At 62.0% G+C, this 15,320-nt stretch carries 14 protein-coding genes; 11 read left to right on the plus strand and 3 right to left on the minus strand.

Annotated elements, in window-relative coordinates; all coding sequences use genetic code 11:
* Positions 1–83: 83 nt before the first annotated feature.
* Complete coding sequence (locus HX881_RS15910) at positions 84–665, minus strand: acyl carrier protein phosphodiesterase (protein WP_103032629.1); 582 nt, start codon at positions 663–665, stop codon at positions 84–86.
* 155 nt (positions 666–820) lie between these two features.
* On the opposite strand from HX881_RS15910, the gene HX881_RS15915 reads away from it, so the two are divergent.
* The 7 genes from HX881_RS15915 to HX881_RS15945 all read left to right on the plus strand — a co-directional run bounded on the left by HX881_RS15915 (position 821) and on the right by HX881_RS15945 (position 6,976).
* Positions 821–1,123: an ArsR/SmtB family transcription factor gene (locus HX881_RS15915; protein WP_017127709.1), complete on the plus strand. Its 303-nt coding sequence runs from the start codon at positions 821–823 to the stop codon at positions 1,121–1,123.
* A gap of 14 nt (positions 1,124–1,137) precedes the next feature.
* Entirely contained in the window at positions 1,138–2,304 is a 1,167-nt protein-coding gene (locus HX881_RS15920; RefSeq protein ID WP_177085383.1) for an MFS transporter, read from the plus strand.
* A gap of 21 nt (positions 2,305–2,325) precedes the next feature.
* Positions 2,326–3,375 (plus strand): alkene reductase, encoded by a 1,050-nt coding sequence (locus HX881_RS15925; RefSeq protein WP_177085385.1) that lies wholly within the window; start codon positions 2,326–2,328, stop codon positions 3,373–3,375.
* A gap of 245 nt (positions 3,376–3,620) precedes the next feature.
* On the plus strand, positions 3,621–4,070 hold the full coding sequence (locus HX881_RS15930; protein ID WP_017127706.1) for a hypothetical protein: 450 nt from the start codon (positions 3,621–3,623) through the stop codon (positions 4,068–4,070).
* A gap of 180 nt (positions 4,071–4,250) precedes the next feature.
* On the plus strand, positions 4,251–5,456 hold the full coding sequence (locus tag HX881_RS15935; RefSeq protein WP_177085387.1) for an ABC transporter permease: 1,206 nt from the start codon (positions 4,251–4,253) through the stop codon (positions 5,454–5,456).
* A gap of 143 nt (positions 5,457–5,599) precedes the next feature.
* Positions 5,600–6,046: a hypothetical protein gene (locus tag HX881_RS15940; protein ID WP_177085389.1), complete on the plus strand. Its 447-nt coding sequence runs from the start codon at positions 5,600–5,602 to the stop codon at positions 6,044–6,046.
* 63 nt (positions 6,047–6,109) lie between these two features.
* The gene (locus HX881_RS15945) at positions 6,110–6,976 is read left to right on the plus strand and encodes a hypothetical protein (protein WP_177085391.1); all 867 of its coding nucleotides are present in this window, start codon (positions 6,110–6,112) and stop codon (positions 6,974–6,976) included.
* 14 nt (positions 6,977–6,990) lie between these two features.
* Here HX881_RS15945 and HX881_RS15950 read toward each other — a convergent pair whose 3' ends face one another.
* Positions 6,991–7,878, minus strand: a complete 888-nt coding sequence (locus tag HX881_RS15950; RefSeq protein WP_017127702.1) for a DMT family transporter — start codon at positions 7,876–7,878, stop codon at positions 6,991–6,993.
* Positions 7,879–8,035: 157 nt separating this feature from the next.
* The gene (gene emhR, locus HX881_RS15955) at positions 8,036–8,668 is read right to left on the minus strand and encodes an efflux system transcriptional repressor EmhR (RefSeq protein ID WP_017127701.1); all 633 of its coding nucleotides are present in this window, start codon (positions 8,666–8,668) and stop codon (positions 8,036–8,038) included.
* Positions 8,669–8,922: 254 nt separating this feature from the next.
* Here emhR and HX881_RS15960 point away from each other — a divergent pair, with 254 nt between their 5' ends.
* From HX881_RS15960 to HX881_RS15975, 4 genes are all read left to right on the plus strand, one after another.
* Entirely contained in the window at positions 8,923–10,083 is a 1,161-nt protein-coding gene (locus tag HX881_RS15960; protein WP_017127700.1) for an efflux RND transporter periplasmic adaptor subunit, read from the plus strand.
* A 3-nt stretch (positions 10,084–10,086) separates the two neighbouring features.
* Positions 10,087–13,239, plus strand: a complete 3,153-nt coding sequence (locus HX881_RS15965) for an efflux RND transporter permease subunit (protein WP_177085393.1) — start codon at positions 10,087–10,089, stop codon at positions 13,237–13,239.
* On the plus strand, positions 13,236–14,687 hold the full coding sequence (adeC, locus tag HX881_RS15970) for an AdeC/AdeK/OprM family multidrug efflux complex outer membrane factor (RefSeq protein WP_103032624.1): 1,452 nt from the start codon (positions 13,236–13,238) through the stop codon (positions 14,685–14,687). Before HX881_RS15965 ends, adeC begins: the two co-directional genes overlap by 4 nt.
* 292 nt (positions 14,688–14,979) lie before the next feature.
* The coding region (locus HX881_RS15975) for an OprD family outer membrane porin (RefSeq protein ID WP_177085395.1) at positions 14,980–15,320 on the plus strand (341 nt) is incomplete at its 3' end.

The raw sequence follows: 15,320 nt of genomic DNA on the forward strand, positions 1-15,320 counted from the left end.
GGCTTGCCGGCGATAGCGATCGTACGGATATCGCCGGACCGCAGCGCATGACCGCCTGCGGCGGATCGCCGGCAAGCCGGCTCCTACAGGACCTGCAACTGCTCCCGGGAAAACGCCTGCAACTCGGGATAGAAACGCCGGAAATCCTCACCCAGGGGCTCATACAGCAGCTCCAGCTCGTGCATCGCATGGGCCAGTTCCTCGGGCCGCGACAGGCGCCGGGAAATCCCCCGCAAGACCTGCCGCAACACGTCGAACTGCCGGTACGAACCCAACCAGTCATCCGCCGCCATATAGGGCGCGACCTGCGCCAGGCGCCCCGGCAGCCGCGGTTCGCTCGCCAGGAGCCGGTAGACCCCGGCGGTAAAGCTGTCCAGCGAACCCTCGGCGTACAAGCCCCAGTCCCGCGCCAGGCAATGATCGAAGAACACATCCAGGACGATCCCGGCATAACGCCGGCGGGTCAGGCTGAAACGCGAGAGCGCCTGGTCCACCAGGGGATGTCGGTCGGTGAATACATCGATCCGCCGATGCAGCTGGATCGCCGCCTCGATGGACGGGGTGAATTGCCCGTCCACACGCCCCTTGACGAAATCGCCGTAGAGGCTGCCGAGCAGTTGTTCCGGGCGCTGGCCGCCCAGATGGAGATGTGCGAGATAGTTCATGCCACGCAGCTTAGCACCTTCGCTACCTATATCGTTATAACCCGATATAGCGATTTACGCTGAGGTCAGATCGAAATCATATTGGTATATCGCGAAATAGCGATTTATATTTCGCCCCATCGCGATATACCGTTTTACCACCCTGAGACACTGCCATGACCATTGACCTCGACGAAATAATAAAAGCGCTGGCACACCCAGTACGCCGAGACATCCTCAACTGGCTGAAAGATCCGGAAACCCAGTTCCCGGACCAGCAGCACCACCATGAATACGGCATCTGCGCCGGACAGATCGACCAACGCTGCGGCTTGTCGCAGTCGACCGTGTCCGCCCACCTGGCGACGCTGCAACGGGCTGGCCTGATCAGCAGCCAGAAAGCAGGCCAGTGGCACTTCTTCAAACGCAACGAGGAAACCATCCAGGAATTCCTCCGCATCATGAGCCAAGAGCTCTAAAAGGACCGTACCCGATGCCCCTCTCGCTACTTATCCTGGCCCTGAGCGCCTTCGCCATCGGCACGACCGAGTTCGTCATCATGGGCCTGTTGCCCGATGTCGCGGCGGACCTCGGGGTCTCGATCCCCGGCGCCGGCTGGCTGGTGACCGGCTACGCCCTGGGCGTGGCCATCGGCGCGCCATTCATGGCCATGGCCACTGCCCGGCTGCCACGCAAGGCGGCCCTGGTGGCCCTGATGGGCATCTTTATCATCGGCAACCTGCTCTGCGCGGTGGCCAGCGACTACAACGTGCTGATGCTCGCGCGCATTGTCACCGCCCTGTGCCATGGCGCCTTCTTCGGCATCGGCTCGGTGGTGGCGGCCAACCTGGTCAGCCCGGACAAGCGTGCCTCGGCCGTGGCCCTGATGTTCACCGGCCTGACCCTGGCCAACGTGCTCGGCGTGCCCCTGGGCACCGCCCTGGGCCAACAGGCCGGCTGGCGCTCGACCTTCTGGGCGGTGACCGTCATCGGCGTGATCGCGCTGATCGGCCTGATCCGCTTCCTGCCGGCCAAGCGCGATGAAGAAAAACTCGACATGCGTGCCGAACTCGCGGCCCTCAAGGGTGCCGGCCTGTGGCTGTCCCTGAGCATGACCGCGCTGTTCTCCGCTTCGGTATTCGCCCTGTTCACCTACATCGCGCCGTTGCTCGGCGAAGTCACCGGCGTTTCGCCGCGGGGCGTGACCTGGACCCTGGTACTGATGGGCCTGGGCCTGACCGCCGGCAATATCATCGGCGGCAAGCTGGCGGACAAGAGCCTGTCGGCGACGCTGATCGGGGTGTTCATCGCCATGGCCGTGCTGGCCACCGTACTGACCTGGACCAGCCTGATTGTCGTTCCGGCTGAAATCACCCTGTTCCTCTGGGCCACCGCCTGTTTCGCCGCCGTCCCCGCGTTGCAGGTCAACGTGGTGACCTATGGCCAGGCCGCGCCGAACCTGGTCTCGACCCTGAATATCGGCGCCTTCAACATCGGCAACGCCCTCGGTGCCTGGATCGGCGGCAGCGTCATCGCCCACGGTTTCGGCCTGACCAGCGTGCCCCTGGCCGCTGCGGCACTGGCAGTGCTCGCACTGCTGGTGACCCTGATCACCTTTCGCCAGGGCGGCAATGCCGACCTGGCTCCCGCTACCCACTAATCAGCAAAAAGGTTTGTGCACATGACTACTATTTTCGATCCGATCAAGCTGGGCGACCTCGAACTGCCGAACCGCATCATCATGGCGCCGCTGACCCGCTGCCGTGCCGATGAAGGCCGGGTACCGAACGCCCTGATGGCCGAGTACTACGTCCAGCGCGCCTCCGCCGGCCTGATCCTCAGCGAAGCGACCTCGGTCACCCCGATGGGCGTCGGCTACCCGGACACCCCGGGCATCTGGTCCAACGACCAGGTGCGCGGCTGGAGCAACGTCACCAAGGCCGTCCACGCCGCCGGTGGCCGGATCTTCCTGCAACTGTGGCACGTCGGCCGGGTTTCCCACACGTCGTACCTGAACGGCGAACTGCCGGTCGCACCGAGCGCCATCCAGCCCAAGGGCCACGTCAGCCTGGTCCGTCCGCTGTCCGACTACCCGACACCACGGGCACTGGAAACCGCTGAAATCGCCGATATCGTCGAGGCCTACCGCGTCGGCGCGGAAAACGCCAAGGCTGCCGGTTTCGACGGCGTGGAAATCCACGGGGCCAACGGCTACCTGCTCGACCAGTTCCTGCAAAGCAGCACCAACCAGCGCACCGACAACTACGGCGGTTCCCTGGAAAACCGTGCCCGCCTGTTGCTCGAAGTCACCGACGCCGTGGTGGAAATCTGGGGCGCCGGCCGTGTCGGCATGCACCTGGCGCCACGTGCCGACTCCCACGACATGGGCGACGAGAACCTCTCGGAGACCTTCACCTACGTCGCCCGCGAGCTGGGCAAGCGCGGTATCGCCTTCATCTGCTCCCGCGAGAAGGAAGCCGCTGACAGCCTCGGTCCACAGTTGAAAGCCGCTTTCGGCGGTCCCTACATCGCCAACGAACGCTTCACCAAGGACAGCGCCAATGCCTGGCTGTCCAGCGGCAAGGCCGACGCAGTGGCCTTCGGTGTACCGTTCATTGCCAACCCGGACCTGCCGGCCCGCCTGAAGGCCGACGCCCCGTTGAACGATCCCCACCCTGAAACCTTCTACGGCAAGGGCCCGGTCGGCTACATCGACTACCCGACGCTCTGAGCCGCCAGTGACGCACTGAAGGCCGCAAGAAAAAGCCCCGGTTCGCCAGAGCCGGGGCTTTTTTGTCTCTACCGAATTCAACTACATCACTATCGGAAAACACTCACAGGACAAAGGGGGCTTTGTCGCGGGTATTCCTCGCCACAGTCCGCATACTTACCCGGCGCTTTTCCTCCCCTCTTCGGAAAAGCGTGCAACGCCACGGAATGGCGTTGCTTCCAAGATCCGACCTAAAAGGAATTAACATGACTCTCCTGCTGCAATCCTTCAGCATCGCGCTGTTCTGCGGTGCCCTGTCCGCCCTGCTTTCATTTGCCGCCTATGCCTCAGGCATCGTCACCGCGGTGGAAATCCACAACGACTCCTCCCAACCCCTGGAGTTGCTGGGCACCGGCATCGACCTGAATGGCGCCTCGCCTTCGAGCTTTTCCATTGCCGGCGGCGAGCGGCGGGAACTGAAGCTCGCCGGACCACGGGCCTGGTTCATCTACGGCTCGGGGCCCCGCAAGTGCCGCTTCGTGGCCCAGCACTCCCTGCAGCAGCGTTTCGCCCAGGCGCCCCGCCACAGCTACCTGCCGGTGTGGACACGGGAAGCCGAGTCGATCGGCGAACGCCGGGCATCCTGCAAGGCCCGGCTGAACAAGACGCTCAAGGCCCCGCCCTACAGCTATAGCGTGAAATTCAGCATGAGCTGAGTCACCGGGCGTCCGCTGAGACGCGCTTCAGCGGGCGCCCGATGTCGCTCAACTCGCTGCCTGCAATAGAAAATTCCCACACAACAAGCGGAAACCATTCCTATTTAGCCCCCCTTCCAACGGCCGACTCTTATGAGGCATCTGCGCTACGCAGTGATCGGTCCAAAGGAGGAGTGCGGCATGATCCATCTCGAACATTACGGCCCCCTCCCGCGCCAGGTACTCGCCGAGGCTATCGCCAACCTGTGGCTGGCCGGCCGACGCACCTGGCTGAGCCTGTTGGGCCTGGTGGTCGGCAGCGGCTCGATCGTCGCCCTGCTGAACATCGGCAACAGTGCGCAAGCCGAAGCCTTGCGTTCGTTCCAGGCCATGGGGACGGACATGCTGGTCGTCAGCTTCCCGCCGAGCGGCAAGACCTCCCGGACACCCACCACGACGTTCGATCCGGCCACCTTGCGCAACGCCCTGCCTCATCTGATCGATATTGCCCCCGTCAGCCTGCATTCCACGCGTTTGCGCCGCTCTGCAATCGAGGTCGACAGTGCCCTGCTCGGCACCACCAGCGATCTGGCGGCGGCCCTGGGCCTGCAGATGCGCGACGGTCGCTTCCTGAGCGTATTCGACCGCAGGGAAACCTTTGCCGTGGTCGGCGCAGAGGTCGCACGACAATTGTCGGAACAGGGCCATCCCCTGCGCCCGGGTGACCAATTGCCTGTCGAAGGCTATCTGTTCGATGTCATCGGCATCGCGGCTCGCCAGCCCAACAACCCATTGCTGCCACTGGATATCAATCACTCGATCGTGATCCCCGTGCACAGTCTGCGACGCTTGTTTACCGAGCCGAAAATCGACGGCCTGATTATCAGGATCGCGCCGGATGCCGACCCGCACGCCATGGCGCAAGCACTGAAGGTCCATTTGCGGGCCCTGCTCCAGGGCCGGGACGTCGAGGTGCGGATACCGCAGCAACTGCTCGACGGTCTGAAGCACCAGGCCGCCACCTTCTCCCGACTGCTGGGCGGACTCGGCGGCATTGTCCTGCTGGTGGCGGGCGTCGGGGTGATGAACGTGATGCTGATGAACCTCGCCGAACGTCGACGGGAAATCGGCCTGCGCCTGGCACTCGGTGCCCGCCCCCGGGATATCCGCGATGCCTTTCTCTGCGAGGCGCTGTGCATGTCGCTGCTCGGTGCCCTGCTGGGAGCGGTCCTGGGAAGCCTGGTCGCGCTGATCTTCAGTCATCTTGCCGGCTGGTCCCTGCATCTGGCCCCCGAAGCGTTGCTGCTCGGGATCGGCAGTTCGCTGTTGACCGGGCTGTTCTTTGGCCTGCATCCGGCGCTGAAAGCCTCTCGCCTGCAACCGGTGGAGGCACTTCGTGATGACTGATCCGATAGCGCTCTCCTGCAGCTCCCTTCCGGGTCCTGGCCTCCCTCAGTACAGCCACGCGCCCCGGGGACCGCCCACGGAAACCCGGAGCCGGCATGCCCCATAAAACATAAACAACACTCTCTTTTTCCAGGAATACCCTCATGAAAAAGCTGCTTTCGCTCGCCTTGCTTTTGGCAAGTACCCCAACTTTCGCCACCGACGCGAGTATTACCAAATCGGCAAAACCGCCGAGCATGTTCAGCTATATCAATACAGGCACTTCAACACATCGGATATTACTCGCCGATTTCGCTCACCCTACAAACGTTACGATGAAGCTGAAAAATATTCGCTGGAGCACGACGTTTTTTCCAGACGCAATAAATGAAAGGGTCCGACTTTGTTATTTCGAGCCTTACTCCAATACAGAAGTAGAAACAGACTGCCAATTCATTAATCCAAACTCGACCGGAAGCATCAATCGCTTTAACGGAAAAAAATTTGGACATGGCGCAAAGATCCACATCACCCACATTTCGGAAGACCTGGAAAAGCCCGCCCATGCGCTGGGGGAAGACGCTATTACTTTTGAATACAGCTACCAGTGACAAAGTTTCTCCGTCAGCACATAGGTGCTGACGGATTTTTACTATACCCAGAGAACTGAAAACATGAAAATCACCCAGTCAGAAAATCCATACAATTTCCCTTCCGCCCGAATGAAAGCGGCACCAGCTCCACCCACTACAGAGAAAAGTGTACCAGCCACCACGTCAAACTCTATTTCCCTAAGCGGCGAGGCATTACTGATCACCCATCTCTACGGCGGGGAACTCAACCCACCCTTTGAAACAGTTCTGGACACCACCAAGAGCGGAAAATACTACCTGACCAAAGCCGACAGAGATCTACTGGCGCGCATCTATGAGTTTGCTCAAGAACAAGGCGCCGCGCCAAGATACGTCACCTCCCTCGCGAGGGAGTTGGCCGATTACCGTCAATTCAAGAATGGTGCCCTGCTAGGAAGTTTGAACAGTGGCGACATATACGATATTGAAGGACACCAGTTGAGCTACAGCTTTATCGACAAGGACGCTGCAACGGCTGCACGTATTCTCAATGGCGAAGCCATAAAAGGCAGCGCTCTGGACCAAGGCTTCCTGCGTTATCTCCTTGATCCCGGTTACAGTGCTTTCAATATCTGCGACTTCGATTTTCTGGAAAAGGTCGTCACCCGATTTTCCACCACAGGCGACCCGGAGGTGGCGCTTGCGCCACACTTCCAGACTTATCAGAGGCACCAAAGCTACATCGAACATAAATCCCGCGAGATTCTGAACCCCCTGGCCTTGGAACGCCTGGCAAAACAGAAGCAGGAGGCCACGGGGCAAAATCCTGCGACGTCCCCCTCGGCACCGCGCGCGGAAAAATCCGAAACCCTGCAGGACATCTGGCGCAGAAGCCTGCTCCAGATGGTCCGCAATGGCGGCTGGCAATCATCGCTGGCGACCTTTCTCAGCCGAAACCGCAATGGCTGAATGCCGGCCCGGGGTCACGCGCGCTTGCGTTGCCCCCAGGCCACCGCCAGTCCGCTCAGGCAGATCACCGCGATCCCGGCCACGGCGAACATGTCCGGCGTGTGATCGAAAATCAGGTAGCCGTACATGCCCGCGAACAGGATCTGCCCGTAGCTGAACGGCGCCAGCATCGCCGGCGCGGCATGGCGGAAGGCCTGGGTCAGGAACATGTGGCCGAGCATGCCGCAGGTGCCCAGGCCGATCATGAACAGGCCATGGACCAGAGTCGGGGTGCTCCAGAAAAACGGCAGCAACGCACTCATGATCAGGCTGTTGAGGATGCCGGTGAGGAAGTTGCTGGTGGTCGGGCTGTCGACGCCACTGAGCATCCGGGTCAGCAACTGATAGAAGCCGAAACACAGCGCCGAACACAACGGCAGCAGGATCGCCGGGGTGAACAAGGCCCCGCCCGGTCGCACCACGATCAGCACCCCGACAAAACCGGCGATCACCGCCGCCCATTGCCCTCGGCTCACCCGCTCGCCCAGCAGCGGCACCGACAAGGCGGTGACCAGCAAGGGCGCGAGAAAGTTGACCGAGGTGGCTTCCGCCAGCGGGATATAGCGCAAGCCGGTGGTGAAAAACAGGCTGGTGCCGATCAGGCACAAGGCACGCAGCAGCTGCAGGCCGGGCCGCCGGGTGCGGACCACCGCCGAAAAACCGCTGCGGGGCACGAAGACCACCAGCATCAACAGCGTGTGGACCACATAACGGGCCCAGACCACCATCACGATCGGGTAAAAACCCGACAGGTACTTGGACAGGGCATCATGGCTGGCGAACAACAGTACCGCCACGCCGATCAGGGCAATGCCCTTGAGTGGCTGCTCGGCGCTCTTGTGCAGCAGGTTCGATACATTCATTCACACGCTCGCAACAAATTTGCTACAAAATACTTAGCACACTAACTACCAAGTTTCAGCCCACAGGTATATAAATGTGGCCCGCTGTCGGTAACCGCGCTGCTTTTGTTACTAGCGTTAAATGTTGACACAACTAGACTCAATTACGCATTTTGACTCAATTGCGCAGGCTGGGGCTCAGGAGCAGCATATCCAATCCTGTATCGACCCAGCGTTCGGCATCGTCAGCCAGGTTGAAGCTGTCGGGTGCCAGCAACCACTGATAGAGAATGCCATCAATCCAGGCATGGATGCTGATGGCCGCGCGGGCCGTATCGAGATTTTCGGGAAGTTGTCCTCGGCTCACCGCATTACGCAAGGCCAGTTCGATGTGCACGTTGCAGTCCAGGCTGGCGGCACGTCTCTGGCGACGCAAATCACACATTTCATCGGTGAACTCGCACTTATGAAACAGAATTTCATTGATGCGTCGGACTTTCGGATCAAGGGCCACCTGCTGGAAGTAATGCACCAGCAGCTGGCGCATGCAGCCCAGCGGATCAAGTTCATCCTGGTCTTCACTGGCCTTGGCCATGTCATCCAGCGGCTCGCGCAGCGAGTCGAGCATCGCCTGCACCAGGTCGGCCTTGTTGCTGAAATGCCAGTAGATGGCGCCCCGTGTCACCCCCGCCAGGGTCGCGATATCGGCCAGGGTCGTGCGCGCCACACCACGCTCGTAGAACGCCTTTTCGGCAGCTTCGAGTATCTGGCTCCGGGTTTCCTGAGCTTCCTCTTTGGTGCGACGGACCATGGCAGTACAACCTCAATCAGGGGGCCTCGGATGGCCCCTGGGCTTGATCCGAGATTAACGACGGGCGGCGATTCTTGTGCCTTTTCCCGAAATGAATTCAATGCTTTGTCACTACTTTCACGAAAAGTGCAAGTATTTACAAACAACCATGAATGTAAGTATATTCATTAGCAACCTATTTATCCAGTCGGATCACCTTTAATACCCTTCCACTTTTCTTGTGCGCATCGTGCGCGCCTGACCCGAGGATCTTCATGCAACTCAAGCCAGCTGTTACCGCTCTGGTCACCGCCGTCGCCCTGGCATCGCTGCTCAGCGGATGTAAAGAGGAAAAGGCCGCCCCGGCAGCCCCTCCCGCGCCTCAGGTCGGCGTCGTCACCCTGCAACCCCAGACCTTTACCCTGACCTCCGATCTTCCGGGCCGGACCACGGCCTATCGCATCGCGGAAGTCCGTCCCCAGGTCAACGGCATCATTCTCAAGCGCCTGTTCAAGGAAGGCGGCGATGTCAAAGCCGGCCAGCAGCTCTATCAGATCGATCCGTCGGTCTATGAAGCGACCCTGAAGAGTGCCGAGGCGAACCTGCAATCGACCAAGTCGATCGCCGACCGCTACAAGCAGTTGGTCAACGAGCAGGCCGTCAGCCGCCAGGAATACGACACCGCCGTCGCCAACCGCCTGCAATCGGAAGCGGCCCTGCAAAGCGCCCAGATCAACGTGCGCTACACCAAGGTGTATGCCCCGCTGTCCGGACGTATCGGCCGTTCTTCGGTGACCGAGGGCGCGCTGGTCAGCTCCGGGCAGGCCGATGCCATGGCAACGATCTCGCAACTCGACCCGATCTACGTCGACGTCACGCAATCCACCGCGGAGCTGCTGCAACTGCGCCGCGACCTGGAAAGCGGTCGCCTGCAAAAGGCTGGCGACAACGCCGCGACGGTCAAGCTGACCCTCGAAGACGGCAGCCAGTACCAGCAGGACGGCAAGCTGGAGTTCTCGGAAGTCACCGTGGATGAAACCACCGGTTCCGTGACCCTGCGAGCAGTGTTCCCCAACCCCGATCACACCCTGCTGCCCGGCATGTTCGTGCACGCCCGCTTGCAGGCCGGTGTGAAGAGCGCGGCGATCCTCGCCCCGCAACAGGGCGTGACCCGCGACCTCAAGGGCGTGCCGACCGCGATGGTCGTCGGGCCCGACAACAAGGTCGAGCTGCGCCAGCTCAAGGCCACCCGTACCGTCGGCAGCCAATGGCTGATCGAAGACGGCCTGAACGCCGGCGATCGCGTGATCACCGAAGGTCTCCAGTTCGTGCGTCCTGGCATTGAAGTCAAGGCCACCGAAGCCACCAACGTGAAGGCAGCCAACCCGGCACCTGCCCCGGCCACAGAAAAAGCCGCAGGCAGCAAAGGGGAGTAAACCATGTCGAAATTTTTTATCGACCGTCCGATCTTCGCCTGGGTTATCGCCCTGGTGATCATGTTGGTCGGGGCTCTATCGATCCTCAAGTTGCCGATCAACCAGTACCCGGCCATTGCTCCACCGGCCATCGCGATCGCCGTGACCTACCCGGGCGCCTCGGCGCAGACCGTGCAGGACACCGTGGTCCAGGTGATCGAGCAACAGCTCAACGGTATCGACAACCTGCGCTACATCGAGTCGTCGAGTAACTCCGACGGCAGCATGACCATCACCGCGACCTTCAACCAGGGCACCAGCCCCGATACCGCCCAGGTCCAGGTGCAGAACAAGCTGAACCTGGCCACCCCGCTGCTGCCACAGGAAGTGCAGCAACAGGGTATCCGCGTGACCAAGTCGGTGAAGAACTTCCTGCTGGTCATCGGTGTGGTGTCGACCGACGGCAGCATGGTCAAGGAAGACCTGGCGAACTACATCGTCTCCAACATGCAGGATCCGATCTCGCGGACCCCGGGTGTCGGTGACTTCCAGGTGTTCGGTGCCCAGTACGCGATGCGCATCTGGCTCGACCCGGCCAAGCTGAACAACTTCAAGCTGACCCCGGTTGACGTGAAGAACGCCATTGCCGCACAGAACGTCCAGGTGTCCTCCGGGCAACTGGGTGGCCTGCCGGCCATGCCCGGCCAGCAGTTGAACGCCACCATCATCGGCAAGACCCGCCTGCAGACCGCCGAGCAGTTCAAGGCGATCCTGCTCAAGGTCAACCAGGACGGCTCGCAAGTACGCCTGGGCGATGTCGCCGATGTCGGCCTCGGGGGCGAAAACTACAGCGTCAACGCCCAGTACAACGGCAAGCCGGCCTCCGGCCTGGCGGTGAAACTCGCGGCCGGTGCCAACGCCCTGGACACCGCCAAGGCCCTGCGCCAGACCATTGCCAAGTTGCAGCCGTTCTTCCCGCCTGGCATGGAAGTCGTGTTCCCGTACGACACCACGCCGGTGGTGACCGAATCGATCAAGGGCGTGGTTGAAACCCTGGTCGAGGCGATCGTGCTGGTGTTCCTGGTGATGTTCCTGTTCCTGCAGAACTTCCGCGCCACCATCATCACCACCATGACCGTACCGGTGGTATTGCTCGGGACCTTCGGGATCCTCGCGGCGGCCGGTTTCAGCATCAACACCCTGACCATGTTCGGCATGGTGCTCGCCATCGGCTTGCTGGTGGACGATGCCATCGTTGTGGTGGAAAACGTCGAGCGGGTGATGAGCGAGGAAGGCCTGTCACCCAAGGAGGCCACCAAGAAATCCATGGGGCAGATCCAGGGCGCACTGGTGGGTATCGCCCTCGTGCTCTCGGCGGTACTCCTGCCGATGGCGTTCTTCGGCGGCTCGACCGGGGTGATCTACAAGCAGTTCTCGATCACCATCGTCTCGGCCATGGCCCTGTCGGTGATGGTTGCCCTGATCTTCACCCCGGCGCTCTGCGCCACCATGCTCAAGCCGATTGCCAAGGGTGACCACGGCACCGCCAAGCGCGGTTTCTTCGGCTGGTTCAACCGCAACTTCGACCGCAGTGTGCGCGGCTACGAACGTACTGTGGGCAGCATCCTGCGTCACAAGGCGCCGTACCTGCTGGTCTACGTGATCATCTTTGCCGGCATGCTCTGGCTGTTCACCCGTATCCCCACCTCCTTCCTGCCGGAAGAAGACCAGGGTGTACTGTTCGCCCAGGTCCAGACGCCATCGGGCTCCAGCGCCGAGCGCACCCAGGTGGTGCTCGACGAGATGCGTTCGTACCTGTTGGACCAGGAAGGCGACACCGTCAACTCGGTCTTCACCGTGAACGGTTTCAACTTCGCCGGTAACGGCCAGAGCTCGGGCCTGGCGTTCATCATGCTCAAGCCATGGCACGAACGCTCCACGGCCAACAACGTGTTCGCCCTGGCGGCCCGTGCGCAACAGCACTTCTTCTCGTTCCGCGACGCGATGGTGTTTGCCTTCGCCCCGCCCGCGGTACTGGAACTGGGTAACGCCATCGGTTTCGACGTCTACCTGCAGGACCAGGCCGGTATCGGTCACGAGAAGCTGATGGCCGCTCGTAACCAGTTCCTCGGCATGGCGGCACAGAGCAAGGTGCTCACCCAGGTGCGTCCGAACGGCCTGAACGATGAACCGCAGTACCAGCTGAGCATCGACGACGAGCGCGCCAGTGCCCTGGGCGTATCGCTCGCGGACATCAACAGCAGCCTGTCGATTGCGCTGGGCGGCAGCTACGTCAACGACTTCATCGACCGTGGTCGGGTGAAGAAGGTGTTCGTGCAGGGCAAGCCGAGTTCGCGGATGAGCCCTGAGGACCTGCAGAAATGGTACGTGCGCAACAGCGCCGGGATCATGGTGCCGTTCTCCGCGTTCGCCAAGGGCGAGTGGGTCTACGGTTCGCCGAAACTGTCGCGCTTCAACGGTGTTTCCGCCGTGGAAGTACTGGGTGCCCCGGCGCCTGGCTACAGTACCGGCCAGGCCCTGGCGGAAGTCGAGGCCCTCGCCGAGAAACTGCCGGCGGGTGTGGGGATTTCCTGGGTCGGCCTGTCGTATGAGGAAAAGCAGTCGGGTTCCCAGGCGCCGGCGCTGTTCGCCCTGTCGCTGCTGATGGTGTTCCTGTGTCTGGCCGCCTTGTACGAAAGCTGGTCGATTCCGATCGCGGTGGTACTGGTGGTGCCGCTGGGGATTATCGGTGCGCTGCTGGCAACCACCTTCCGCGGGCTGTCCAACGACGTGTACTTCCAGGTGGGCCTGTTGACCACCATCGGCCTGGCGGCGAAAAACGCCATCCTGATCGTGGAGTTCGCCAAGGAACTGCATGAACAGGGCCGCACCCTGGTCGAGGCCGCCGTCGAGGCTTGCCGCATGCGTCTGCGTCCGATCATCATGACGTCCCTGGCATTCATCCTCGGCGTAGTGCCGCTGGCGATTTCCACCGGCGCCGGCTCGGGCAGCCAACATGCCATCGGTACCGGCGTAATTGGCGGTATGATCACCGCAACGATCCTGGCGATCTTCTGGGTGCCGCTGTTCTTCGTATCGGTGTCGTCCATCGGCGGCGAGAAGCAGCACAAGAAGCCAGACACTACTGAAACTCCAAGCAACGAGGCTGGCCAATGAGCAAGTCCCTTCTCTCCGTAGCGGTCGCAGCCTTCGTGCTCAGCGGTTGCTCGTTGATTCCCGACTACCAGCGCCCGGAAGCGCCGGTAGCGGCACAGTACCCGCAAGGACCGGCCTACTCGCCGGCCCAGGCGGCGAATGTCGCGGCAGCCGAACAGGGCTGGCGCCAGTTCTTCAGCGACCCGGCCCTGCAACAGCTGATCCAGGTCGCGCTGGAAAACAACCGCGACCTGCGTGTCGCGGCGCTGAACATCGAAGCCTACCGCGCCCAGTACCAGATCCAGCGTGCAGACCTGTTCCCGGCGGTCAGCGCCGACGGCAGCGGCAGCCGCCAACGCCTGCCGGCCGACGCCTCGGCCAGCGGCAAGGCGGGGATCAGCAGCCAGTACTCGGCCACCCTCGGGGTCAGCTCCTATGAGCTGGACCTGTTCGGGCGGATCCGCAGCCTGAGCGAGCAGGCGCTGCAGACTTACTTCGCCAGCGAAGAAGCCCGCCGCACCACGCAGATCAGCCTGGTGGCCAGCGTCGCCAACGCCTACCTGACCTGGCAGGCCGACAAGGAACTGCTCAAGCTGACCCAGGACACCCTGGCGGCCTACGAGGAAAGCTACAAGCTGACCTCGCGCAGCAACGAAGTCGGCGTGGCGTCTGCCCTGGACCTGAGCCAGTCGCGGACCTCGGTGGAAGGCGCACGGGTCAAGCTGGCGCAGTTCACCCGCCAGGTCGCCGAAGACCAGAACAACCTGACGCTGCTGCTGGGCACCGGCCTGCCGGCCAACCTGCCGGCCGCTCAACCGCTGTCGGCCAAGCTGCTCAGCGACATGCCCGCCGGCCTGCCGTCGGACCTGCTGCAACGGCGTCCGGACATTCTCGGTGCCGAGCACCAGTTGATGGCGGCCAATGCCAATATCGGTGCCGCACGCGCGGCGTTCTTCCCGAGCATCAGCCTGACCGCCAACGCCGGGACCTTGAGCCCGGACCTGGGCGGCCTGTTCAAGGGCGGTTCGGGGACCTGGTTGTTCGCGCCGAAGATCAGCATTCCGATCTTCAACGCCGGCAGCCTGAGGGCCAGCCTGGACTACTCGAAGATCCAGAAGGACATCAGCGTCGCCAACTACGAGAAAGCGATCCAGACCGGCTTCCAGGAAGTCTCCGATGGCCTGGCCGCGCGCCAGACCTTCAACCAGCAGTTGCAGGCCCAGCGTGACCTGGTCGCCGCCAACCAGGACTACTACCGCCTGGCCGAGCGTCGCTACCGCATCGGTGTCGACAGCAACCTGACGTTCCTCGATGCCCAGCGCCAGCTGTTCACGGCCCAGCAATCGCTGATCAGCGATCGCCTGTCGCAGCTCACCAGCGAGGTCAACCTGTACAAGGCCCTCGGCGGTGGCTGGAACGAGCAGACCGGTCAGGCCCGCCCGATCGACGAAACACCACCGAAGGGCTGAAGCCTTTCACGCGACACAAAAAACCCGCCATCGGCGGGTTTTTTCATGCCTGCGCTGTTCCGTTCGGTAATCGCCCAGAACCGCCAAAGCGCGATTGAACCCGGCGGTGGGTCCAACGCAACATTCCTTCCCACAGACCCATACCAATAACAACAGGTTCATCCACCATGCCTCGACGCCCTGCCCTCAGCGGCTGATCGCACCCGCCCGTTTCCCTGTCCACGCCTTTTGTCTGCAACCCCTGGTTGCGGCTGCGCCCTGCTTCATCCCTAACAATTAGAGAGACCGATCCATGAAGCCACTGAACACGAGCAAGCTTCCCTCCCCCGCCCTGCTGGCCCTCGTCATGGCCGGTGCGACCCTGCCGGCCATGGCCGAGGAACATGGCTTCGTGGAGGATGCCCAGGCCAACCTGAACCTGCGTAATTTCTACATCAATCGCAACTACACCAACCCGGCCTATCCCCAGGGCAAGGCCGAGGAATGGACGCAGAACTTCATCCTCGATGCGAAATCCGGCTTCACCCAGGGCACGGTCGGCTTCGGTCTCGACGTGCTCGGCAGCTTTTCCCAGAAGCTCGACGGCGGCAAAGGCACCGGCGGTACCCAGTTGCTGCCGCTGGACCGTGACGG

It is taken from the genome of Pseudomonas gingeri (assembly GCF_013386115.1).
Classification (GTDB): Bacteria; Pseudomonadota; Gammaproteobacteria; order Pseudomonadales; family Pseudomonadaceae; genus Aquipseudomonas; species Aquipseudomonas gingeri.